We start from the raw sequence: 24,783 nt of genomic DNA, 5'->3' as shown, positions 1-24,783 counted from the left end.
TGCTGAATTTATTTATGTGCTGATACCTGCAAATGTATTATGTTTTCAATAGCCCTGTCTATCATTTCTGAAGAAATATTTAAATGTGTCACCATTCTTACCGTTTTTGGACCGGTAGCATTACAAGCGATTCCTTTTTCTGCAAACAGCTGCACCAGATGAGCTGGCTTTACACCCTCAGCTACTTCAAAAACGACAATATTGGTTTCAACAGGCAGTACCGAAGCTACATAGTTTACACCGCTCAGGGCATCTCCCAGGGCCCTGGCATGCCGATGATCGGCAGCAAGTTTAGTGATGTTATGGTCTAAAGCATAAATACCTGCCGCGGCCAGAAACCCGGCCTGACGCATCCCTCCACCAAAAGCCTTACGGATACCGGTTGCTTTTTTAATGGTTTCTTTAGAGCCCAGCAGCACAGAACCTACAGGCGCGCCAAGTCCTTTAGACAGGCACACCGAAATGCCATCAAAGTAGCGGCCGTAAGCAGAAGCCTGTTCCCCTGTGGCTGTTAGGGCATTAAATATCCTCGCCCCATCCAGATGAAGCTTTAAACCTTTTATGTTGCATAAGGTATGAATGGGTTCAATCTGCGCAAGGCGATAACATGCACCGCCCCCTTTGTTGACCGTGTTTTCCAGTACGACCAGGCTGCTGTGCGGATAATGGATATTCTCTTCGTTAATTTCAGGCTCTATCAATTCCGGGGTCAGAATCCCTCTTTCAGCATTCAATAACCTTACAGAAGCCATAGAATGATAGGCAATCCCACCTCTTTCGTAACGGTATACATGAGCGGTCTGATCGCAGATCACTTCATCCATTGGGCTGGTAAAACACTTGATGGCAATCTGGTTGGTCATGGTGCCCGAGGGACAGAACAAACCCGCCTCCATATGAAACATGGCAGCCAGCTTATGTTCAAGCTGCTTCACAGTTTCATCTTCACCAAAAACATCGTCCCCAACTTTAGCGCTCATCATCGCATCCAGCATTCCCTGATCGGGCCTTGTGACCGTGTCACTTCTAAGGTCTATCTTCATCTGCGGCATTTTTATACAATATTACTTAAGTGTATCCATATTATGTACATTTACCCTTTAAACTTAGACAAATACCTGCTAAAAAAGGCCATTCCGGGTGCCTCGGAATTTTAAATTTGGATTTTAAAATAACAAGTGTAATTTAGCTTAGTGTTTATTTAACAATAACCTAACCTAAAAAATCAAATAAAACACCATTTAAACACATCTAAAGCCAGAAAATCGATTAGCTAACCAAAACAAGAAATTTAATTTTATGAGCAAAACTTATACAAAAGTGGCAGGATTATTTACTTTTATCCCGAAAAAAACGAATTAAGATGATACTAATTGCAGACGGAGGATCGACCAAAACAAACTGGTGTTTAATTAACGAGGCGGGGAGAAAAATTCTTTTCAATACAGAGGGATACAATCCCTATTTTTCCAAAACCGACTACATTGTTGAGTCTTTAAAAAAATCGCTTCCGGATTACCTGGAAACAGAAAAATTAACCGAAGTAAACTATTACGGCGCCGGATGTTCCACAGAAGGCAACAGGAAAATTGTTTCCGATGCCATGCAACAGGTATTTCCGAATGCAAAGATCAATATCGGACATGACCTGCTGGCTTCGTGCCGGGCCCTGCTTGCTGATGAAGCTGGCTTTGCTGCCATTCTGGGTACAGGTACCAATACCTGCCTGTATGATGGCAAAGACATCACGCTCAACATCGATTCACTGGGTTATTTCTTAGGCGACGAAGGCAGTGGCTGCTTTATCGGAAAAAAAATACTGGGCGACTACATGAAAGGTTATATGCCAAAAGGCCTGAGAGAGAGCTTTTACGATAATTTTGCGCTGACAAACGAAGATATTTTCGATCATATTTACAACAAGCCATTGCCTAACCGTTTTTGTGCGGGTTTTAGTAAGTTCCTGTATGACTTTAAGGACAACTATGAAGATTACACCTTTAACACGATAGATTATGCATTTACTGCGTTTTTTGACAACCTGGTAACGCATTATCCAAACTATAAGGATTACAAATTAAATTGCGTTGGTTCGGTAGGCTATAGCTTCAGGGATATCCTGAGTGTAGTAGCCGATCGCTATGAAATGGGCATCGGTAAGATCATCCGTTCCCCAATAGATGACCTGGTAGATTACCACCTGCATATTGCCGGCAAATAAGGTACCATCAAATCCATAAAAAAACGGGAACCATGGTTCCCGTTTTTTTTTATTCCTCAAAGTGCTTAGAAAGAAATCTCTTTGCCAAACAATTTGGCATATTTCCTTTTGTCAAATTTATAAAGGGTTGCTGCCCTGAAAGACACGCCATATTGTTTTTCGTTCAGGTCCCTGAGCACTCCGAAGCTCAGCATCTTTTTCCTGAAGTTCCTTTTATCGAGCTTTTTATTTAAAATAACCTCATAAACGTTCTGCAATTGGGTAAGGGTAAATTTTTCTGGCAAAAGCTCAAATGCAATGGGCTGGTGTTTGATCCGTCTTTTGATCTTTTCCATTCCCTTCTCAAAAATCTGCTGATGGTCAAAAGCCAGCTTGGGCAAATCCTTCACATTTCTCCAGTAAGCCTGTTTTGCATAATTGCTGATTGGCTTTACCACCTTATCGCCTCCCAATCTTAAAAGCGCATAATAAGCGATACTTACTACCCTACCCTGAGGGTGCCGGTTTACATCACCAAAGGTATAATACTGTTCCATGTAAATGTCACTAAGCCCGGTAAGCTCATGAAGAATTCTTGTGGCAGACTGGTCCAGGCTCTCATCCTCTTCAACCAGGTTTCCTGGTAAGGCCCACCAATCCTTAAAAGGCTCTTCGTTCCTTTCAATTAAAAGAATTTTCAATTCTCCTTCATCAAATCCGAACAGCACACAATCAATCGAGAAAGTGGAATTAAATTTTGGTAAGACTTCTTTCAAAACATTAAATTTTTAAATATTAAAGCAAATAAATATACTTGTTTCCTCTTAACCTAGGAAAATAAAAAATAAATTACTTAGTGTAAAAAATACACGCTATATTCGTAAATATAAATCATGAAACCAAATATCAAAAATATCGCCGTATTAACCTCTGGTGGAGATGCTCCCGGAATGAACGCCTGTATCAGAGCTGTAGTCCGAACCGGAATATACAATGGTATAAATATGTTTGGAGTTTTGCAAGGATATCAGGGATTAATCAGTAACAATATTAATCCTATGGATGCAAGATCGGTAAGTAACATCATTCACCTGGGGGGCACTATACTGAAAACAGCCCGCTGCCTTGAATTTAAAACCGATGAGGGCATGCAGCTAGCTTATGACAACCTGAAAAAACACGACATAGACGCATTGGTGGTTATTGGAGGGGATGGTACTTTTACAGGGGCCAAACGTTTCGGAGAGAAATTCGGCATCAGGGTGATGGGTGTGCCCGGAACCATTGACAATGATCTTTACGGATCTGATTTTACCCTGGGTTATGACACTGCAATAAACACTGTGGTTGAAGCTATAGATAAGATACGCGATACTGCGGATTCACATGACCGCTTATTTTTCATTGAAGTAATGGGCCGGGATTCGGGCTGTATCGCTTTGAGAAGTGCCGTTTCAAGTGGTGCAGAGGCGGTGCTCCTGCCAGAAAAAGATACCAGTTTAAATGAACTGATCACTCAGCTGGAAACAGGAGCATCAACCAAGAAGACTTCAAGCATTGTAATTGTATCTGAGGGAAATAAAGACGGTGGTGCTTATGATGTTGCAAAAAAAGTTAAGGAAAGATTTAACCATTATGACACCAAAGTCACTATCTTAGGGCACCTTCAGCGCGGAGGCAGTCCGAGCAGTTTCGACAGGATACTGGGAAGCAGGTTGGGCTTTGCCGCTATAAACGAATTGCTGAAGGGAAATACCATGCAAATGGTTGGCCTGAGGGGCAACGACGTGCAAACCACCAGTCTTGAAGACGCGCTGACAACGCACAGCTTCAAACTGGAAAGTGATTTATTGGAAATGACTAAAGTTTTATCCATATGATAGCAGTAGTATACAGCGGATCAAAAACAGCTTTCTGGAAGATTGCCCGCGACGGGAAAACCATTGCCGAATGCAGCATGCCCGGAATAAACCCCTGCTTTAACGATCAGAAATCCATACTTCAGTTCCTGAATAAGAAATCGGTACTGGTTAACCATGCCGAAAGTCTCAAAAAGATCTATGTTTTTGCTGCAGGAGCTTCATCAGATGAGCGAAGAGAAGAACTGGCCAAAACACTGGGGATGTTTTTCAGGTACAGCAAAATAATGGTTAAAGATGACCTGTATGGTGCCGCCCTATCGGCCTGCTTTAACCATAGCGGCATTGTGGGTATTTTAGGAAGCGGGGCCAACTGCGCCTATTTTGATGGTAAAAAGCCCGAAAAGAACAATTATGGCCTCGGCTATGTTTTTGGAGATGAGGGATCTGCAAATTACCTGGGCAAGACAATCTTAAAACGCTTTTTACAGGAAAAGCTTCCTGCCGACCTGCAGAAGGAGTTTGAATTGAAATATAACCTCGACAGGCCCCAGATCCTGGAAAGGATTTACAAAAAACCCATGGCCCAGCAGTTCTTAAGTTCTTTCTTCGATTTTTTTCTCGAAAACAGGGAACATAAATATATTATGGGAATCATTGAGCAGGCATTTGAGCTCTATTTTCAGACCTATATGCTGCCCACAGTAAAACTTCACCCAGGCAAAGAAATACATTTTGTAGGCCTGGTTGCCGGCAACTTCCAGGAACAACTGCGGACAGCTGCAAAAAAACATGGGCTGGAGATTACATCGATAACCAAGGAACCTATATATAATTTACTAAACTACTATTCAAATTAATAATTTAAGATGAGCAAAATTGGAATTAACGGCTTTGGCCGTATCGGCAGACTGGTTTTCAGGGCTGCTTTAAAAAGAGGATTAGACATTGTTGCGATTAATGACCTTGTAGAGCCGGATTACATGGCTTATATGCTAAAATACGATTCGACACATGGCCGCTTTGACGGTACCATCGCTGTAGAAAACGGTCACCTTGTGGTAAACGGAAAAACCATCCGCATTACAGCTGAGAAAGACCCGGCAAATTTAAAATGGAATGAAGTTGGCGTTGAAGTGGTAATTGAGTCGACCGGCTTGTTCTTAACGCGTGCTGATGCTGAAAAACACATTGCTGCTGGTGCTAAAAAAGTAGTATTCTCTGCACCAGCTAAAGACGCTGACATCCCTACTTATGTAATGGGGGTTAACCATAACAAATTAACGGCAGACCAGACCATTGTTTCCAATGCATCCTGCACTACAAACTGTCTGGCTCCGATTGCTAAAGTTTTGAATGACAACTTTGGTATTGTAGAAGGTTTAATGAGTACAATCCACGCTGTAACAGCAACCCAGAAAACGGTTGACGGTCCTTCTGCCAAAGACTGGAGAGGCGGACGCGGAGGTTTCTCAAACATCATCCCTTCTTCAACAGGTGCTGCGAAAGCCGTTGGTATGGTATTGCCGGAATTGAAAGGAAAATTGACAGGTATGTCATTCCGCGTTCCTGTAGCTGACGTATCGGTAGTAGATTTAACTGCGCGTTTAGAGAAACCAGCTACCTATGAGCAGATCAAAGCTGCGATGAAAGCTGCATCGGAAGGCGAGCTTAAAGGCGTACTTGCTTACACTGAAGATGAAGTAGTTTCTTCCGATTTCATTGGAGATGACCACGCCTCGATCTTTGATGCGAAAGCAGGTATTTCACTGAATGACAACTTCGTAAAAGTAGTTTCATGGTATGACAACGAATGGGGCTATTCTTCTGCATTGGCTAAATTCGTAGAATACTACGGAAGCTTAAAGTAAAACCCGTTCATACAGGTTTATATTTGGTTAGAACAAGGACGCTTCCGGATGGAGCGTCCTTTTCTTTTTGGATATTTGTTGGCAAAGTTTAATTTTGCATGGAAGTTCAACAACCTTCTTATATCCTGATGAAAAACTTATTATACGCACTCAGTTTGTCTCTTATTTTATTGAGCTGCCAGAAAAACCAGAAAAATGGTGTAACCTATACGCCCAGAGTATTAACTGCTACGGAAAAATTCAACGAATCGCAGCCGGCTGCAGACAGTGTTTTTACCATTTACAATTACAATAGTGGAAATGACAAGGAGGTCAGTGGAGAGGAGGCATTTCAGGTAAAATTTAGAGATACCGCTGTCAGCATTCAGAAGAACAAAGCTAATGCTGCATCCACTGATAAGTTTGCCTTTGCACAATTCGTAAACACCCAAAAGACTGCGCTTCTTGTGCAGGCGGCCGACAGTACAGGCGCAACCACACAATTTTATCTGCTTGCTTTGAAAGGCGGAAAACTGGACGTTGTAAGCCTTGACAGGCCTTCGGCAGGAAAACAGGATGCCACATCCGTACCGGGCTTAAGTAAAGTAGGAAGATCAGGCTACCTGGTGAACAATGATTTTTTCATTACCAATGTAAATGCACAGGCTTATTTAATTAAAAGACAAAATGCGAACGAAAGAATCCAGGGCGAATTTATTTTGAATTCACCCGATAAGTCGACTTTGATATTTCTTTCACCAAATTCGCTTTACCAGGTGCATTACCCTAGTGATGAATCGTTTACAGAAAAGCTATCAAAACCAGCGCCACAGTCGGCCGCCGCTATATCTGACTGGATCAGAGAGAATTTTACCTGGGAAAAGAACAAAAAGGGCATTACCTATTTAAAGTTCAGCGATAGCGACAGGATTGTAGACATCAGGGAATTCAGCTGATCCCTGCATTTTTTGTACATTAGGGTCAACAAAAACTATTATTCTCATGAAAAAATCGTTAAAGTTACCCCTTGTGGCTTTGCTGGCTATTTTTGCTTCCTGTGAAAACGGGAACAAAAAACAGGCATCAGACAATGCAGGTATTTCGCCTTCCAACCCCTTCCTTAAAGAAAGTACGCTTCCGTACCAGGTTGCTGATTTTGATCAGATAAAGGACGGAGATTTTGCCCCCGCTATTGAAGAAGGGATGAAACAACACCTGGAAGAGATCAGCAAAATTGCAAACAATCCGGAAGCGCCCGACTTTGAAAACACACTGGTAGCTATGGAGAAAAGCGGACGGATGCTGGCACGCGTAAATCAGGTATTCGGACTGCTGACCGGTGCAAATACCAATGACGATCTGCAAAAGATACAGGAGGAAGTAGCGCCCAAACAGGCAGCCCATCAGGATGCAATCTACCTGAATGAAAAATTATTCAAACGCATTGAATCCATCTACAATAGCCGGGAACAGCTAAAACTCGATACGGAATCAAAAAGGTTAATCGAATACCAGTACCAGAAATTTGTACTTGCAGGGGCAAAACTTTCTGAAACAGCTAAAACAGAACTAAAAAAGCTCAATGAAGAAGAAGCTTCATTGAGTGCCAAATTTTCGAACCAGCTGATTGCCGCGGCAAAAGCGGGAGCACTGGTGGCCGACAAACAGACTGACCTGGCCGGTTTATCTGAAGGCGAACTGAGCGCAGCCGCCCAGGCAGCCAAAACGGCAAAGCTGGATGGAAAATGGCAACTCTCGCTTCAAAACACCACTCAGCAACCCATGCTGCAGACTTTAACGGTACGTGCAACCCGTCAGAAATTATTTGAAGCCTCCTGGAACAGGGCCGAAAAGGGAGACGCCAACGATACCCGTAAAACCATTGTCCAGATCGCTAAAATACGGGCCGAAAAAGCAAAGCTCATGGGCTTCCCCGACTATGCAACCTGGAAACTACAGGACCAGATGGCCAAAAGCCCTGCTGCCGTAGATGCATTCTTTGCCAAACTGGTGCCATCGGCAACGGCAAGGGCAAAGTCTGAAGCAGCTGAAATACAAAATTTGATAGACCAGCAAAAGGGAGGCTTTAAACTGGAGCCTTACGACTGGAACTTTTACGCCGAACAAGTGCGGAAGGCCAAATATGACCTCAACGAAAATGAGATCAAGCCTTATTTTGAGTTGTACAACGTGCTGAAGAACGGCGTGTTTTATGCCGCTACCCAGCTTTACGGCATTACCTTCAAAGAGCGTACAGACCTGCCGGTATACCATAAAGACGTAAAGGTTTTTGAATTGTTTGACAAAGACAACAGCACCATAGGCCTGTTTTATTGTGATTACTTTAAGCGCGACAATAAAAATGGTGGAGCATGGATGGACAATATGGTAGGACAATCCAAATTATTGGGTACAAAACCCGTCATTTTTAATGTCTGCAATTTCACGAAGCCCGCCAGCGGTCAGCCTGCATTAATCAGCTTTGATGACGTAACCACCATGTTCCATGAATTTGGACATGCCCTTCACGGCTTTTTTGCAAACCAGCAATATCCAAGTTTGTCGGGCACCAATGTAGCACGCGATTTTGTGGAGTTCCCATCGCAGTTTAATGAACACTGGGCTGTAGACCCGATGGTCTTTAAGAACTATGCCGTACACCACAGTACCGGGCAGGCTATGCCAAAGGCGCTGGTCGACAAGATCAAAAAAGCAGCAGATTTTAACCAGGGCTATGCCTTAACAGAAGTGCTGGCTGCAGCGGCACTAGATATGCAATGGCATAAACTCCCGGCGGGTGCAGTCTTACAGGATGCAGATCAGTTTGAAACAGCAGCATTGAAAAAAACGGGGCTAAGCTTAAGCTATGTACCTCCAAGATACCGTTCCAGCTATTTCCTGCACATCTGGGGAAATGGATATGCAGCAGGCTATTACGCTTACCTGTGGACAGAGATGCTGGACCATGATGCTTTTTCCTGGTTTGAAGAAAATGGCGGACTCACACGGGCCAATGGCCAGCGTTTCCGCGACATGATCCTGTCCAAAGGCAATACAGAGGACTATGGCAAAATGTTCCGCGATTTCCGCGGGCACGATCCAAATATCAAAGCGATGCAAAAATACCGCGGTTTACCGCAAAAATAAAACCTATACAAAGCGCCGGGCCAAAACCCGGCGCTGTTGGTTTAGCTTCATTTAGGCTATTGTTGCAGTTAAGGTGGTCCCGCTTACTGCTGTGCTATAGATTTTAAGGGTACGGGTAGTTCCGGTTGTATTTTGCGGTTGCTGCAAAACGCCACCATTTGAACCGTACTCAGAAAAGTGGGTCTGGCACTGGATCCTGCTCTGTGCCTGCTTCCATACCAGGCTTCCCCCCTGGTGCGGACAAATAGATTCTGTGGCCACAAAGGAAGCAGGTACATTACCGGCAGCTATTCTAAAAAACAATACACCATTTGCTGTAGCCTGATCGCCTATGGCCATCAGCTGGCTGGAAAGATTAACTGAAGCGGTATTACCACCGCCTCCACCCCCTCCGGGAGGGTTAGGGCCTGGATCAGGAGTCCCTGTATCACCTTTTCCTCCGCATCCGGACATACAAGATCCAGTGCATATCAATGCCAGGCCAAGTCCTAAGGACTTGATGAATTCTTCACGTTCCATAATTTTAAATTTTAGTTTTAGTAAATTTTAGATGTTTTATCCGGGTCTTTATTTTTTGATTTAAAGAGGGTAAAGTTCCTGGAAATGGTAAAACCAAAACGGACACCACCATCCTCCCACGATTTTTTGGTACCAGGAATAAAGTTGTTCTCTACAATGTATTCGGAGTTCATGAAATTTAAAGAAAAGATATGCCCCCCGGTTTCTATTTCCAGACCTACACCAAGTGGATTGTAATAAGCCTGTGTAAGGTCCTTTGGCCTCGACAGTCCGTTAACCAGGGTATAATCGGCAACAAAAGACAGCCTTTTGGTCAGTTTCATCCTGCCCGCAAAACCAAGCGAGAAAAGATTTTCAGGATCCCTGCTATCTGCAACGTTTTTCCGCATCAAAAAGCCTGGCATCACCTGCAGCGATAACCTTGACGATATTTTTCTGGAGATGATGGCCTCCAGAAAATAAGAAAACCGGTTTGCATAACTTGAAAATTCAGCTTCAGAAAAAGGCTCCCTGGCTATCCAGCCCATTTGCGCCATTAAGGTTAAATTGACTGGCATGGCATTGTCTGTTCTTTGCTTAAGCAATTTATATTTTCCGGAGAAATTAAAAAGTTCGTCCTGTTTACTTCGGCCCGCGGCAACAGTGAAATCATCGGTTACACCGTAATCCAGTCCTATAAAAAGATCCGACGCAACGTCAAGTCCATACAAGGTATGTGCATTACCGAATTTCCCTCCGATATCTCCGAAGTGATGCCGGATCCGCAGATCCAGGTCATGTTTCTTCTGGGTTTCGGTAGAATGTGACAACACTACCCGCGTCGATTTAAACACCGCATCCACTTTAGTCCCTGTACTGCCGCTATCCAATGCATTTAATAAAGAATCCGCTTTCTGCGCTTTGGCAATGGTCAGCGCAAATAAAAAGAGGATAAGAAACAGGCTGATCTTTTTCATGTCGAGATTATTTTATCTGGTTAAGCTTACCATCAACTTTCACTTCTATCACTTCTGCAACCTTGGTAATGATGAGTGTCGGGATTTTTATTTTATGGTCGGCACAGACCACCTTAAATGTGGTCTGGATCTGCAATATTCCATCCTTCACAATTATTTTTCCTGTTATACTTCGCTGTTTATCCACCCCGTGTACCGAAAGGATACCATTAACGGTTACATTGTATTCGCCATCTTTCGTAAAATCAACTCCTGGATCTAATGTCCCTTTAAATCTGGCCAGCGGGTATTTATCGCTCTCCATATAGTTTTCATTGAAATGCTCCTGCATCAGTTTCCGGTCGAACTCAAGGCTTTTAATAGGCACCTGGGCCACTATTTCCCTGGTTTTGGCAACCAGCACCGCACTCCCCTTTAAACTTACAGCCCTGATGTCTTCTACCGGGGTAGAAGAAAAAATAGACATTTTGATACTTTTTCCCAGGTAATTCTGTGCCCCTGCATTGAAATGCAGCAGCATAAAGGCTAAGCCCAGCAGCGGGCTAATTATTTTTTTTACCCAGGTCATAACGCAGTTTTAATGAAAGTCCGCTCGATTTTAGATTTACTTTACCCTCTCCAACACCTGTCAGTGGTATCTTAACATAAGGCTCCAGGCCCAGCTGCAGCCTTTCTTTTTTAAGTTTTATGTAATAGGTTGCAGAAAGGTCGGCCACCCCAAAATAATGCTGGTTCCTGTTGTTGTATTCCTGGTAACGGTCGCTGATGCCCGAGCCCTCGGTGTACCGGTAGGTATAATCCTCTTTGAGCATAAAATAGCTGGATACCCCCACATTGACATCTATGCTTTTGCTGGCATCATCCAAGAAAGTATAAGAGGCCTGCAAAGGAACCTCCAATACTGCACAGGAGGCATCTACTTTGGTAACCAGGTCTTTTATTCTGGGATTTCTGAATTGATAGGCATAATTATCTGCCGCATAATCTTTCATGCTGTATTTTAAACCTGTTTGCAGGGTAACCCGTTTGGCTATGCCTAAACTGAAACCCAGGCCTGCACTAAAACCCTTTTTCCCACCAATTAACGCTGCAGCTGAATTAAATTCCGGGCCTATACTTAAAGACAAACGCATAGGTAACGCTTTGTTCCGCGAAGCTTTTCTTTTTTTAACCACCGACGCTACAGCTGCAGGTAAAACACCAGTCCCTGTAGAAGCAATGATGCCGGAATCTGCCTGATTTGATTTTTTTTCTGGCCTAACCGCTTGCAGCTGTACCAGCACCTGTTGAGGTTCCGGCTGAACCACACTATCCTTACCCGCACTATCAGCAGCGGCTTTCCCAACCAAAACATGAACTTGCGGGGGGACGGTTTTGTCTGGGCTTCCTTTTGAATAAACCAGTGCCGGAACCAATCCGGATTGATCAGCTGAAGTGCTTTCGTTAACTTTCGTATTGGTTTCAGGTACAGCAACTACAGCAGGTGTAGCTGATCTGCTTTTTACCAATTTACGTCCCGCATCTTTAGCCGGATGCGTATTCAGCATTAGGTACCCGGCAAAACCGATTAAAAGCAGCAGACAAACAGCGCCGGCTTTTCTAAAAAACACAACCCGATCCCTACGCTGCAGCTTTTGCTCCATCTTATCCCATGCCGCCTCCTCAAACCGGAGATCAGCATCAATTACCTTTTTTCTAAAGGCCGCATCAAATTCGCTATCGTTCCATTCCTTTTTCATGCTGTATTTTTTAGCATTTTTTTCAGCTGCTCCCTGGCTTTAAATAAATTGGATTTAGATGTACCTACCGAAATGGAGAGCATTTCAGAAATCTCCTCATGCGTATAGCCATCAATTGCAAACAGGTTAAAAACAGTCCTGTAGGCTACAGACAGCTTCTGAACCAGTTTAATCAGGTCTTCATAATGGATATGCGAAAGAATACTCTCTTTGTCTTCCATCTCATGCCTTGCATTTAGCTCTTCCATTTCTATACGCTTTATTTGCTTCCTGTAATGATCTATGGAGGTGTTGATCATAATTGTACTTAACCATGCCTTAAAGGGCCGATCTTCCTCATAGCGATGAATATTGATAAATACCCGCATGAACCCATCATTTACCAGCGCTATGGCTTCGTCTTTATCTTTTGCGTAACGGATGCACATTCGCATGGCATAGCTGTAAAAGAACTGGTAAAGTCCTTTCTGACATTTCCTGTCTTTTTTCTTACAACCGGCTATTAACTGCTGAATGTTCAACTCGTCCACGTATTTTTTTTAATTCATCTATACTTGCAGGTACGCAGATCAGTGAGGGAAGGTTGCCTGCCTATATGAATTTAATAAAAAAATCCGCATCCGGCCCGTCTTTTACTGTTAAAAGGCGGACCAGATGCGGACTATCTGCAAAGAAACCCGCTTTGCTATTGTAGTTTGCCGATCAATTCTCTGGCTTTATCGTGATTTGTACTGCCTTCAGGAATCTTTTCCAGCCATTCCAATGCTTTCAAATGGTCTTTTTCTTTCACATAACTCAATGCGATACTATAGGCCGCATCATATTTAAAAACCGATTCGCCGGCATATAATTTGGTCAGCACAGTTCTGGCCGCTGTTGCTTTGCCCGTTTCCATAAGCGTAAGCCCATAATAATAAGCCAGCATAGCATCTTCAGGTGCAGCTGCATATGCCTTCTCCAGGATTTTACCGGCCCCGTTAAAATCCCCGGCATTATAAAGTTCCGCAGCTTTTTGCAGACCATCTTCTCCTCCATCTCCCCGCTCAGCTACCGACATCTCCCGGCTGATGCTGTATTTTTCATACAAATTGGCCGACCAGGGTGCCCATACCAGCAATCCGATTACCAGAACTGCGGCAATACTGATCCATTTGAGGTAAGGTTTGAAAGAAACGACCTTTACTGTGGTTTCATCTTCTGCCCTATCCCTAAAATACTGCTGGTTAAGCGACGATAAAGTAGCTGCTACCTGCCGGTCGGCCTCTGAAGGTGCAATTTTCATCTTCAGTGTCTGGTGAATATTTTTATATTCGGCCAGCAGCTCCAGCAATTCCGTATCTGTTTGCAGCAAAGCTTCAAATGCGTTTTTTTCCTGAAGTTCCATATCACCTTCAAGATAGCGGGCAACTGTCAATAATTTTTCCTCGTTCATCATTGTTCTTCCGTTTGATTTGACTGAACTATTTTTACCAGAGATGCCATGCATTCAGACTTCTTTTTTCGCAGGTAGCCATAGGTAACACCAAGGGCTTCAGCCACTTTTTCCTGGGCCTCGCCTTTCATGCTCCACGAAATGATTTCTTTGCAGCGTTCGCCTAATTTTTCAAACGCCTTTAAAAATAGTTTCGATTGCGCTTCCTGCTTTTCCAGTTCATCTGCATTTGCAAAAGTATCTTCTCCGATATGTAATAAATCATCCTCGTTATTTGTTACCGGTAGAATTGATCTTTTTTTAATTTCATTTAACCACTTACGCTTACAGATCAGTAATATATAAGGCTCAAAGGGACAGGTCAGCTCAAGTGATTTGTATTTTGCCTGCCTGTAAATATCCATCAGTGCCTCCTGAAATATATCGCCGGCATCGTCTTCCGTTCCATTATTAAAGGTGACCCAGGATTTCACCCTGGTGGCACAGCGTTTATAAATTTCGTTGATCACCGCGGTATCATTATTTACCAGACCGGTAATGAAACGCTGATCTGCATGTATGTTTTTAGCCATTGGCAGTTTTATAAGGAAGCATATGCCACTAATTTAAACATCTTTTTATTCCACAATAAAAAAAAATTGAAACAAGGGGGGTAACAATTTTTGAGCGCAGCTGATATCTATTCGAATCATCCAAAGGCGAACGCTGAAAAGCCATAACAGAGTAAGCAACTTTAAAACTAAAGAACATGAAAACATTTAACTTAGCATCAGGATTATTTACCGCCCTCACCATTTTAATCACACTTAGCGTAGCATGTAAGAGACAGAACTCCGGAGACGACAACGGAAGTACCGTAAATACGGCCAAAGAATTTACAGCTAAATTTGGCGCTCAGAAACAGATTAAAGAGATCAATGCCTCTACCCTGCCGCAAACACTTACTTTTATAGATGGCACCAAAATTACCTTCCCTGCAGGTTCCCTAACCAAAGCCGGGGTACCTGTTACCGGAAATGTAACTGTTGAAGTTTATGAAGTATTGAAAAGAAGCGCTGTAATCTTTACAGGAGCAAACACGAACCACATTTCAGGTGCTCCGCTTGTTTCTGATGGTTTTATATTCGTTGACGTAAAAGCCAATGGTGTAAGCGTAGACCAGAACCTGGCTATACCTATCAAAATTGCCATACCCGCTAAAAGAGATGGCTTTACACAACTTTGGCTGGGGGTAGATCAGGCAGAAAAACCTCTGGTTCCAGCCGCCAATAACCAAATGGCCTGGGCCGCTCCGAGAAATGCAAACGGTGTGGGCATGAAAGAAGTGGGTGCAGCACAATCGGCATTTACTTTCGACTTCGGAAACCTGGGATGGGTAAACTGCGATACATTTTACAGCAATGCAAGTCCTAAAACTACCGTTCGTGTAGAAGTACTGAACAACCCGGGTTCTATGGCCAGTTTCCATGCCTATGCTGGCGAAACTTTTGTATACTTCTGTGCAAAAGGGGCCAACGTCGTAGCCCAGCTGTACACAGCTGATGGCGCCAATAAAGTGAAAAGCTATGACAACAGTATGCCGGTCGGTGCACAAGGCCGCATGTTCGCCTTCTCTATAAAAGATGGAAGGTATTATTACGCAGCTCAGGACATTACCATCACTGCCAACCACAGCATGAGCTTAAACCTTACCGAATCAACAGAAGCCGCTGTTCAAGCTGCAATAAGCAGTCTGGATAACTATTAAGCATCCCAAATCCATAAACAAGGAAGGTAAGGCCCCAAAGGGGCTTTATCTTTTTTCTGTTTCCAAGTATTTTAATTGGAAAAACATGCCGATTATAAATATATTGTTAATTTTATTAGCAGATATGAAAAGAGCGCTACACCTGACATTGCCTGCTACAGGAATTGTTTTCCTGCTGGTATTTACATGCACCGTTCTTTACGGACAACTGAAACACCCTGCTGTGGCGAAACCTGTTGAACCTGCAATTGTGCCGGCCGATACGGTACCGGCCATCATCAACCACACCATAGAAAATGAGGTAGTTTCGTTCAGTTCCGTTTTACGCCCCCTGCGACAGATCGCCGGTGCTCCGGAACCTTTTTATACTTATTTCTGGGAGTTTGGCGACGGTCAGTTCTCTTTTGAAAAGGAACCCCGGCATAGCTATCCCGATATCAGGTCTTACGATGTACGTTTGTTTGCCACCAACAGTTATGATGATGGCAAGCGCCCTCCAACCCGGCCCAAGCCTATAAGACCGGGCAGCAGCAGACCTGTTCTTGCAGCATTAAAGGCACCCGAAAACCTGAACTTTTTCAAATCCGGCGGCGCTGTTGAACTCAAAACCAATTGTATGCCCAAGCCGGGTGATGACATGATGCTGGTATTTGGCTACAGGAATAAACCCGAGAATGGTCTGGCCAGTCTTGGCGGAACAGTTGCCATTTTGTACAACGACAAAGAATTTAATAAAGACAATTTTGAACTGGCAGAAACCAGGGTGTATCACGACGAGAAAAAAACGACGCTGGATAAATATGGAAGCCTTGCTGCTTTGAAAATAAGCAATTCCAATCCCTACTATGCTGCCCTCAAAGGCCCCGCAATTGCTGAACCTCATATAGTTTTTGATCCGGAGGGTACTGTGCTGATCAAAGAAAAAATGGCGGCTTACAGAAAAGCCGAAAGCTGGAAGTTTGACAACCTGAAATCCGGGGAAGAGAAATTCATCTTTATGCAGTTTAAGACCACGCCGGAAATGATAAAGGATACAAATGCTGTGGTAAAACTTACCGGTATGTTTATTCCGGACAATCCTTTGGCTGTAACGGAATTCTTTACCATAGAGCTCCAGATCGTGGCTTCGCATGACCCAAATAAAATGATGCTCAGGAACAGCAGGATGAACTTTCGTTTCACCGGAAAAAACAAAAGGCTGAGCTATAAAGTAAGGTTTCAGAATACGGGTAAAGGCCCTGCCAAAAAAATTGATGTAGGTGTGGCCATTGCGGAGGTATTGAATAAAGGATCCGTAGAAATTATAGATTCCAAGCCAAAAGTGGGCTTGTGCAAAACTGCCTATGCCGGACAAAGTTGTCTGGATACCATAAGCAATGCCGATAGCTTACATTTTATATTTAAAAACATTTACCTGCCCGGCTTACAGCAAAAGGGCGTGAATGATGCCGACTCTACGATGGGTTTTATAGAGTACCAGATTGGCTTTAAAGAGAAACCTAAAAAGCTGCCGTTTAAAAGCGGCGCGGCTATAGTTTTTGACAAGAATGAGCCTATCTATACCAACAGGGCTACAGGTCGGTACAAAATGGGCTTATCGCCAGGAATCATAGCGGGTTATGGTTTTCCTTTTGAAAATGGAAATACACCTTTTTCCGGACAAAAGAATATCAGCTTTGGTATAAGTCTGGCCCCCTATGCCCCGCACCGGTATTACTGGCAGGTAGAACTCTATGGCAGTTCCTATGCCGAGAAGGAATACCTCGTAGGCAGGAAGGAAGGGAACGACCGGCTGGTACCTGTAGTGATTGATGGTAAACAACGGGAAGGCCGGCTGAAATATGCAGACAGTACTGTACGCACTAAGGTAATAACGATCAATATTGTCCCGGCACAGATCAGGTACAATTTCAACAAGTACTTTGGTGCAGGTATTGGCACTTTGGTCTCTTTCAGTATTGACGAACAATCTACCCCTGGAAAAACCGCTTTATATGAGCTGCCAACTGCCGTCGGCACAATGGAACAGGCAAGTATCCGGCAGTCTTTCAGCAAAATCTCTAAGCAGTTCAATAACTTCCAGAACACGCTATTTGCCGATGTGCAATTGGGCAAGGTACATGTCGGACCGGCTATTGGCTTCAGATACCTGTATACTTTGCAGGGATCAAACAACAGACTGGTCACTTATTTAACATGGAAATTTTAGTCAGGCTTTATATTCTGCTGATCTGCATTTTATTTTCAGGGCCCCTTATTGCCCAAATAAACAAAGCTGTACCGCCCGGTGTAGTAAATTCACTCGATTCACTGGAAAAACTGGACAATCTTTCGGAGTGGATCTATACCAGAATAGACTATAGCTATCAGAACCCGGGACAAAGCCTTTCCTTTTTAATGGAGTCGGAAGCACAAAGCTGGCGCAGTCCGAAGTCGGTGGCCGAGAAGGAAGCCTGGTTAATGCTGCTCAGCAACCAGGCCTACAACCAGATGTATAGCGGCAATATCCTTCAGTCTATCAATTCCTACGAACAGGCTTACAATTACTATACAAAACATAAACTGAATGTAGAAGGTATTGCAGAATATGTTTTGAAACCCTGGGCAAACAATTACACCCGTTTGGGCGACTATGAGAAGGCACTCTTTATCCAGCAGAAAACACTGGATTTTGCAAAAAAAGAACACAATGATGTGATGGAGGTATCTGTTTACAACAACATGGCGATCTCTTACCGTTCATTGGGTGATTTCCAAAAGGCCGAAGCCTGCATCGTGCTGGGTACAAAAAAGAGCAAACCACCGTCCACCGGGCTCATCCTGCTCAACAACACCCTGGCCGACATCTACAACGATAAAAATGAGCTTGATCTTGCCGAAAAGGTAATCACGGCAAACATCAATCGCCAGAAAAACAGGGAGCCGGATTTTGAATCTGCATACTGGTTACTGAGCAGCTATATTACTGCAGGCGATATACAGCTGAAAAGGCAGCTGTATGCCAAAGCCAGAACTTATTACCAGCAGGCGCTAGCCATTAACAACAAGTATTATAAAGGCAATCGTTTGAGGGAAAAGGCTTATACCCTGATCCAGCTTGGGAAAATAAACCTGGCCCTTAAGCAAGCTCCTGCTGCCCAGAACCTTTTTAATGATGCCCTCTCTTTATTTGGGTTAACTGGCCCTGAAGGGAAAATAAGGGCGGAAAGGATATTTGGCGACAACCGCCTGATTGATGTATTTTACCAGCGTGCCCTTGCATTTGGCCTCCTGGGCATGGAAAAAGAAGCCCTGGAAAGTATGCGTTTTTCCCTGCTTTCTGCAGATAAGATCCGTTTTGAACTGGCAGATGTAAAAACCAAACAGCGTTTCCAGCAGCAAACCAAACAGATGGCAGAAAAGGCGATTGATATGGCCCTGGGCCTGCTCCAAAAAACGGGACAACATCAATATGCAGCAGCAATTGTCCAGATTATCGAACAGACGAAAGCACGTATCCTGCTGGACGATATCCGTAAAAACCAGCAACAGCTAAGCCTGAGTACCAAAGACCCGCTATTTCAGGAAAGGACCAGGCTTGAGCAGGCCATAGCCTATAACGAAAGAGAGATGCTGCAAAATCCTGAAGCAACAGTAAGGCTGGAAGAACGTAACGCGGAGCTTAAATTTAAACTGGAAGACCTGGAAAAAAATATGCTGAAACAGTACCCCTCATTTGCCATCGGCAACGACAATCCGGTTGCAGCCAATTTGCTGCAACAGCTGCCATCCAGGGCACATTTTGTTGAATTTTTTATGGGAGCAGAGCACATCTATGTCGTAGAAGTTGCAAACCGGCGGGTAAAACACGTCAAACGCATCCGGCATGCAGAAAACATAAAAAAACAAATCAGCAGCTTTGCCAGACTTTATTACCAAAACGGACCAGCGGCGATGATGAACCAGCCAAAAGCATTTTTTATGGCTTCCCATCAGCTCTATAATACCCTGCTTGGTGGCTTTAATTTTCCCGAAAATAAAAACCTCATCATTATCCCGGATGAAGTTACAGGTTACCTTTCCTTCGATGGCTTAATCACCCGCGGCAAATATACACCTGAAATCACCAGATGGCCCTTTCTGATCAACACCTGCACTATAACCTATGCTTTCTCGATCCAGACCTGGATAAACCAGGCAGCAAAAAAAATCAATCCGGGCAAAAAATTTGAAGGCCTCTTTGTCAGCCATCAGCATAAAAGCAGGCAATTCATTCCTGCTGTAGCAAAGGAAGCAGAGGCTATAGAGAAAATTGTGAGTGGAAAGTTCAGAAGAGATCAGGCAGCTGGTGTAAAAGACTTTTCAAAGGCATTTGACAACACCAGTGTATTGCATATCAGTACCCATGCTTACCTGTCTGGTACACAAAAAGAGCCTACGCTGGCTTTTAATGATAACGAAGTATTCCTGTTTGAGCTATCGTCGAGGAAAACTGCACCCGATCTGGTGGTATTGAGTGCCTGCCGGACAGCAGATGGTGCCATGAGTGGCGGGGAAGGGATCATCAGCATGAGCAGGGGTTTTGCAGCTTTAGGTACAGGCGGTACCATTGCAGGGTTGTGGAATGTAAACGACCGGGCAGCTTCAGAAATTACTGCAGGCTGCTATAGCAACATGTTAACGGGGCAGGAAATAGGCACTGCATTGCGACACGCGAAACAGCAATGGCTGCAACAGCCCCAGCGTGCGCCACAGGAATACCTACCCTATTACTGGGATGCCCTGATCTACATGGGGTACGATCGGAAAATAGAACTGAGGCCAGCAGGAAATACACTTGCAGATTACGGAAAATTAAGCGCGCTGGTCCTTACTGCGTTATGCGGCATTTATTACCTTAGAAAAATCAGAAAAAAAACTATTTCTCCTGCTTCAGTATAGTAGCTGCCAGAGGTGGAACATTCAGGACAATAGAATATTCCCTGTTGTGGCAGGTTTCTTTTTCAGGCAGCAACAGCTGCTTGTTGTGCTTCCCGCTACCAAAAAACTCTTTTGCATCGGTATTAAAGATCTCTTTCCATTTTGCTTTAAAAGGCAGGCCTACACGGTAATTTTCCCTGTACACAGGAGTAAGGTTTAAGATCACAATAAGTGTATCCTTTGCTTTTTTACCCTTCCGGATATAAATATAGATGGAATGCCTCGCGTCGTCTGCATTGATCCATTCAAAGCCCTCGGGCGAAAAACTATATTCATACAGCGCAGGTTCTGATGCATAGAGTTTATTAATTGCCCTTACGGTCTTTTGCATACCCCTGTGCGGTGCATGTTCCAACAGATGCCAGTCCAGCGAACTCTTGAAATCCCATTCATGGGTTTGTGCAAATTCATTGCCCATAAAGAGCAGTTTGGTACCAGGCTGGGTAAACATATAGGCATACAATACCCTCAGGTTGGCAAATTTCTGCCATTCGTCACCGGGCATTTTATAGATCATAGACGACTTGCCATGTACAACCTCGTCGTGCGAAAAGGGCAGCATAAAGTTCTCACTAAAAGCATAGGTAATGCTAAAGGTAAGCTGGTAATGATGGTACCTTCTGTTGATGGGATCGTTCTTAAAATACTTTAAGGTATCGTTCATCCAACCCATCATCCATTTCATGCCAAAGCCAAGTCCGTCGTTGTGCACCGGACGCGTAACACCAGGATAGGTACTACTTTCCTCGGCAATGGTATGTACCCCTTCAAAATCACGGTAAACAGCAACATTCAATTCTTTAAGGAACTGGGTAGCGCCCAGGTTTTCACTGCCTCCGTATTCATTCGTTGCAGCCTCTCCGGGCTGACGTGAAAAGTCGAAATAAAGCATGGAAGCTACCGCATCAACCCTCAGTCCGTCGACATGGAATTTATCCAGCCAGTAAATGGCATTGCTGATTAAAAAAGAGCGCACCTCATTTCTGTCGTAATTAAATATATAGGATTTCCAATCGGGATGAAAGCCCTTGCGCATGTCCGAATGCTCATACAGGTGCGTGCCATCAAAATGGTAAAGGCCATGTGCATCGCCTGGGAAGTGCGATGGGACCCAATCCATAATTACGGCTATGTTGTTTTTATGCAGCTCGTTGATCAGATACATGAGTTCCTGAGGAGTACCGTGCCTGGAACTGGCCGCAAAATACCCGGTAATCTGATAGCCCCAGGACGGAAAATAAGGGTATTCCATTACCGGCATAAATTCTACATGGGTAAAACCCATATCCAGCACATAAGGCACCAGGCTATTGGCTATTTCAACATAGGTCAGCACCCGTTCCGGTTCGCTTGGATCGCGCTGCCAGGATCCCAGGTGCACCTCATAAACCGACATTGGCTTGTTTAGGGCATTCAATTTGGCCCTTTTGTTCATCCAGGTTTTATCTTTCCATTTGAAGTCGTTATCCCATACGATAGAAGCCGTTTTTGGCGGGTGTTCCCACCTTTTTGCATAAGGATCACCCTTTTCTACCTCTTCCCCCTCAAAACCTTTTATTAAAAACTTATAAACTTCGCCCTTGCCCACGCCAGGAATGAAACCTTCCCATATGCCCGATGAATCCAGCCGGCGGTTTAATGGGTGCGAAGTCCTGTTCCAGTCGTTAAAGTCGGCAATCACATGCACAGCCTGTGCATTTGGCGCCCATACAGAAAAGTAAGTGCCTGCCACCCCATCCACATTGATCAGGTGGGCACCAAACTTTTCATATAGCCGAAAGTGCTTGCCGGATACAAATAAAGAAATATCAAAATCACTGAATAAGCTATGAGCAAGCACTTTTTCCATTAGTTATATATTTTTATACTGGTAAAATTCTTATTTGATCTGAAACGCAGGCAATTGTTTTCATCCAGCTCATAATCTGCTACGTCCTTTTCATCAACGGTGATCTTATTTACATTAAATGGCAAGCCTATGACCTTGTAATTATACCATTCGTAATTGGGTGTGTACAATCCATCAACACTCTGCTCAACGGTAAGCTGGTAACTGGTTCCCTTTACACTGAACTTCTTCTCCGAATAAATGTCCTGTTCGTAGGCAAAAGTATCGCCATGGTCTTCATAAAGGAATGAATTTACTTCATATTCGCTGTAATATACGTTTAATAATACTTCATCGATGTTCTTTTCTCCAACATACTGCATCACCGGATATTCAGGGATAACAGAACCTGCCCTTACAAACAAAGGCATATGGTCTAAAGGTGCCTGGATGTTGTGTTCACTTTCGCCGGTAAGTACTTCATGCGTCCAGAAATTGAACCATTTGCCTTTAGGCAGGTAAACCATCCGCGATACCGCACCCTGCTCCAGTACCGGGCATACCAATAGCTTATCACCAAAAGTAAATTCATCCTGGCGGTAGGCATTGCCGGCATTTTCCTGTTCCAGCATGACCAGCGGTCGGAGTATCGGGAACCCGTAACGGTGGTGTTCCCAGAAAACAGAATACAAGTAAGGCATTAAACGGTATCTCAGTTCAATATAAGTACGGTTGATGCTCGTATAAGGCTCTCCGAAACTCCATGGCTCCCGCTCGGCAGTATCTCCTGCGGAGTGTGCACGCATAAAGGGAGAAAAGGTACCCAACTGGATCCAGCGGGTAAACAGTTCTCCGTCTGGTTCACCACTGAATCCACCGATATCCGTTCCACAGAAAGGAACACCAGAGATAGACATACGCTGACACTGGATATTGCCAATTTTCAGGTGCTCCCAGGTGGCCACGTTATCACCGGTCCACACACAACCATAACGCTGCATGCCGGAATAACCTGCACGGGTAATGGTAAAGGGGCGCTTATTGCGCATCAGTTTTTTAAGTCCGTCGTAAGTAGAGCGCACCATTTGCATGCCGTAAACGTTATGTGCCTTACGGTGTGAGCCCCTGTATCCATCGTAGTTGTGGCGCACGTCGTTAGGGAAAGTACCTGATCCGAATACTGCCGGCTCATTCATATCATTCCATACTCCCGCAACGCCAATATCTACCAATTCTTTATACAGCTTGCCCCACCATTCCCTTACCGTAGGATTGGTAAAATCAGGGAACTGGCACCTGCCCGGCCATACATGGCCTTCCATAAAATAGTCATCACTTCGGCGGCAGAAATAATTATTTTCTTTACCTTCTTTAAATACCCAGTAATTATCGTCTACTTTAATCCCGGGATCGATCATCACGACAGTTTTAATGCCATCGTTGGCCAGTTCCTTGATCATTCTTTTAGGATCCGGGAAGTGACTTTTATTCCAGGTAAAGCAGCGGTAACCATCCATGTAATCGATGTCCAGATAGATGGCATCGCAAGGGATATTCCTTGACCTGAAGCCCTCGGCAATTTCCTTAACCTTTTTTTCAGGATAATAACTCCACCTGCACTGATGATAGCCCAAAGCCCATTTTGGCGGCATTGGATGTGTTCCGGTGAGGCTTTGATACCGCTTTACCACGTCCATTAAATGAGGGCCGTGGATGTAATAATATTGCAATTCGCCACCATCCGCCCAGAAGCTGGTTTTTGAATCGTCTTCTTTTCCGAAATCAAAATAAGAACGGAAGGTATTGTCGAAAAAGATGCCATAAGCTGCGCCATGATGAACCCCGCTGTAAAAAGGTATGGTACGGTATAAAGGATCCTGATCCCAGCCAAAAGAATAGGCATCAGTATTCCAGTTCTGGAAATGGCGTCCCCTCAGGTTCATGTTGCCAGATTTATCACCCAGTCCGTAAAAGTTCTCTTGCGAAAGACACTTCTTGGTGGCATATACATAATAGCCGCCAAATTCTATGTTCTCTTCCCAGTGCATTGGCGATTCGTCTTCGCTCATTACCATCTGGCTCTGGTTTTCAATAAATGAAATATGGAAATCGTCTTTACTGATCTTACAGGTAATGGTATTGGTAGAGATCAGGTACTGCAACTCCTGCTCCTCCATTTTGAAGGTTGTTACCTTTTGATCTACCACTGGTACCGCGTACGAGAAATCATCCAGAAAAACGCCGTGAGGCGCCAGTCTTACCCTTATGATCTCATCGCTTACGACCCTGACTTCTACCCGCGCATCGCCATCAGAAAAGTAAAATTTATTCCCTTCTGCATGCATCTGCGTTACGGTACTCAAATATTTTTTAACAATTGGCTTAGGCCCGGAAACCGGGTTATTTAAATGCTGAACAACTTCGTCAACCGCCTCCCCCGTATTTATATCGTTTGTTTCTTTGTTCTGTTTGTTTAATTCTTCCATGAAAACCCCCTTAAATAAAAACACGAACTCATTTACTTCGTGTACTTTGTACAACTAAGGT

At 44.0% G+C, this 24,783-nt stretch carries 20 protein-coding genes; 9 read left to right on the top strand and 11 right to left on the bottom strand.

From position 1 onward, the window contains the following. Window positions 1-8: 8 nt before the first annotated feature. Complete coding sequence (locus tag ABIE26_RS16715) at window positions 9-1,043, bottom strand: threonine aldolase family protein (protein ID WP_310143862.1); 1,035 nt, start codon at window positions 1,041-1,043, stop codon at window positions 9-11. Between the two features lie 320 nt (window positions 1,044-1,363). Here ABIE26_RS16715 and ABIE26_RS16710 point away from each other — a divergent pair, with 320 nt between their 5' ends. Further along, a complete protein-coding gene (locus ABIE26_RS16710; protein ID WP_310143859.1) occupies window positions 1,364-2,221 on the top strand; it encodes an N-acetylglucosamine kinase in 858 nt (285 codons plus the stop codon). A gap of 65 nt (window positions 2,222-2,286) precedes the next feature. Here the strand turns inward: ABIE26_RS16710 and ABIE26_RS16705 are convergent, their stop codons facing one another. After that, entirely contained in the window at window positions 2,287-2,976 is a 690-nt protein-coding gene (locus ABIE26_RS16705; RefSeq protein WP_084237192.1) for an NUDIX hydrolase, read from the bottom strand. A 117-nt stretch (window positions 2,977-3,093) separates the two neighbouring features. Here ABIE26_RS16705 and pfkA point away from each other — a divergent pair, with 117 nt between their 5' ends. The 5 genes from pfkA (at window position 3,094) to dcp (ending at window position 9,056) form a co-directional block, all read left to right on the top strand. Beyond that, complete coding sequence (gene pfkA / locus ABIE26_RS16700) at window positions 3,094-4,080, top strand: 6-phosphofructokinase (protein ID WP_310143855.1); 987 nt, start codon at window positions 3,094-3,096, stop codon at window positions 4,078-4,080. Further along, complete coding sequence (locus tag ABIE26_RS16695) at window positions 4,077-4,919, top strand: hypothetical protein (protein ID WP_310143852.1); 843 nt, start codon at window positions 4,077-4,079, stop codon at window positions 4,917-4,919. The genes pfkA and ABIE26_RS16695 overlap by 4 nt, the downstream gene beginning before the upstream one ends. A gap of 9 nt (window positions 4,920-4,928) precedes the next feature. Further along, window positions 4,929-5,930, top strand: coding sequence for a type I glyceraldehyde-3-phosphate dehydrogenase (gene gap, locus ABIE26_RS16690; protein WP_310143851.1), 1,002 nt, complete (start codon window positions 4,929-4,931; stop codon window positions 5,928-5,930). Window positions 5,931-6,058: 128 nt separating this feature from the next. Then, complete coding sequence (locus ABIE26_RS16685) at window positions 6,059-6,865, top strand: hypothetical protein (RefSeq protein WP_310143849.1); 807 nt, start codon at window positions 6,059-6,061, stop codon at window positions 6,863-6,865. A gap of 46 nt (window positions 6,866-6,911) precedes the next feature. Continuing rightward, window positions 6,912-9,056: a peptidyl-dipeptidase Dcp gene (dcp, locus tag ABIE26_RS16680; protein WP_310143847.1), complete on the top strand. Its 2,145-nt coding sequence runs from the start codon at window positions 6,912-6,914 to the stop codon at window positions 9,054-9,056. Window positions 9,057-9,107: 51 nt separating this feature from the next. Here dcp and ABIE26_RS16675 read toward each other — a convergent pair whose 3' ends face one another. The 7 genes from ABIE26_RS16675 to ABIE26_RS16645 form a co-directional block, all read right to left on the bottom strand. Continuing rightward, entirely contained in the window at window positions 9,108-9,575 is a 468-nt protein-coding gene (locus ABIE26_RS16675) for a ubiquinol-cytochrome c reductase iron-sulfur subunit (protein ID WP_310143845.1), read from the bottom strand. A 17-nt stretch (window positions 9,576-9,592) separates the two neighbouring features. Continuing rightward, on the bottom strand, window positions 9,593-10,531 hold the full coding sequence (locus tag ABIE26_RS16670; protein ID WP_310143843.1) for a DUF5777 family beta-barrel protein: 939 nt from the start codon (window positions 10,529-10,531) through the stop codon (window positions 9,593-9,595). A 7-nt stretch (window positions 10,532-10,538) separates the two neighbouring features. Then, window positions 10,539-11,099, bottom strand: a complete 561-nt coding sequence (locus ABIE26_RS16665) for a YceI family protein (protein WP_310143842.1) — start codon at window positions 11,097-11,099, stop codon at window positions 10,539-10,541. After that, window positions 11,074-12,270, bottom strand: a complete 1,197-nt coding sequence (locus tag ABIE26_RS16660; protein ID WP_310143840.1) for an outer membrane beta-barrel protein — start codon at window positions 12,268-12,270, stop codon at window positions 11,074-11,076. The genes ABIE26_RS16665 and ABIE26_RS16660 overlap by 26 nt, the downstream gene beginning before the upstream one ends. Then, window positions 12,267-12,800 carry an RNA polymerase sigma factor gene (locus ABIE26_RS16655; protein WP_310143839.1) on the bottom strand — a complete coding sequence of 178 codons (534 nt, stop codon included), beginning with the start codon at window positions 12,798-12,800 and terminating at the stop codon, window positions 12,267-12,269. The genes ABIE26_RS16660 and ABIE26_RS16655 overlap by 4 nt, the downstream gene beginning before the upstream one ends. Window positions 12,801-12,955: 155 nt before the next feature. After that, on the bottom strand, window positions 12,956-13,705 hold the full coding sequence (locus ABIE26_RS16650; protein ID WP_310143837.1) for a tetratricopeptide repeat protein: 750 nt from the start codon (window positions 13,703-13,705) through the stop codon (window positions 12,956-12,958). Beyond that, complete coding sequence (locus ABIE26_RS16645) at window positions 13,702-14,274, bottom strand: RNA polymerase sigma factor (RefSeq protein ID WP_310143835.1); 573 nt, start codon at window positions 14,272-14,274, stop codon at window positions 13,702-13,704. The genes ABIE26_RS16650 and ABIE26_RS16645 overlap by 4 nt, the downstream gene beginning before the upstream one ends. A gap of 176 nt (window positions 14,275-14,450) precedes the next feature. On the opposite strand from ABIE26_RS16645, the gene ABIE26_RS16640 reads away from it, so the two are divergent. The 3 genes from ABIE26_RS16640 (at window position 14,451) to ABIE26_RS16630 (ending at window position 20,369) form a co-directional block, all read left to right on the top strand. Continuing rightward, the gene (locus ABIE26_RS16640) at window positions 14,451-15,449 is read left to right on the top strand and encodes a hypothetical protein (protein WP_310143831.1); all 999 of its coding nucleotides are present in this window, start codon (window positions 14,451-14,453) and stop codon (window positions 15,447-15,449) included. Window positions 15,450-15,573: 124 nt separating this feature from the next. Continuing rightward, a complete protein-coding gene (locus ABIE26_RS16635) occupies window positions 15,574-17,658 on the top strand; it encodes a DUF7849 domain-containing protein (RefSeq protein ID WP_310143829.1) in 2,085 nt (694 codons plus the stop codon). Then, complete coding sequence (locus ABIE26_RS16630) at window positions 17,646-20,369, top strand: CHAT domain-containing protein (RefSeq protein WP_310143826.1); 2,724 nt, start codon at window positions 17,646-17,648, stop codon at window positions 20,367-20,369. Before ABIE26_RS16635 ends, ABIE26_RS16630 begins: the two co-directional genes overlap by 13 nt. On the opposite strand, the gene glgB is transcribed toward ABIE26_RS16630, so the two are convergent. Together glgB and ABIE26_RS16620 are read right to left on the bottom strand one after the other, a co-directional pair. After that, entirely contained in the window at window positions 20,347-22,257 is a 1,911-nt protein-coding gene (glgB, locus tag ABIE26_RS16625) for a 1,4-alpha-glucan branching protein GlgB (protein WP_310143823.1), read from the bottom strand. The two genes, ABIE26_RS16630 and glgB, sit on opposite strands and share 23 nt — an antisense overlap. After that, a complete protein-coding gene (locus tag ABIE26_RS16620) occupies window positions 22,257-24,722 on the bottom strand; it encodes a glycoside hydrolase family 31 protein (RefSeq protein WP_310143820.1) in 2,466 nt (821 codons plus the stop codon). Before ABIE26_RS16620 ends, glgB begins: the two co-directional genes overlap by 1 nt. Between the last annotated feature and the right edge of the window lie 61 nt (window positions 24,723-24,783).

Source organism: Pedobacter africanus (assembly GCF_040548825.1).
Classification (GTDB): domain Bacteria; phylum Bacteroidota; class Bacteroidia; order Sphingobacteriales; family Sphingobacteriaceae; genus Pedobacter; species Pedobacter africanus_A.
This window is presented reverse-complemented; position numbering and strand designations above follow the sequence as displayed.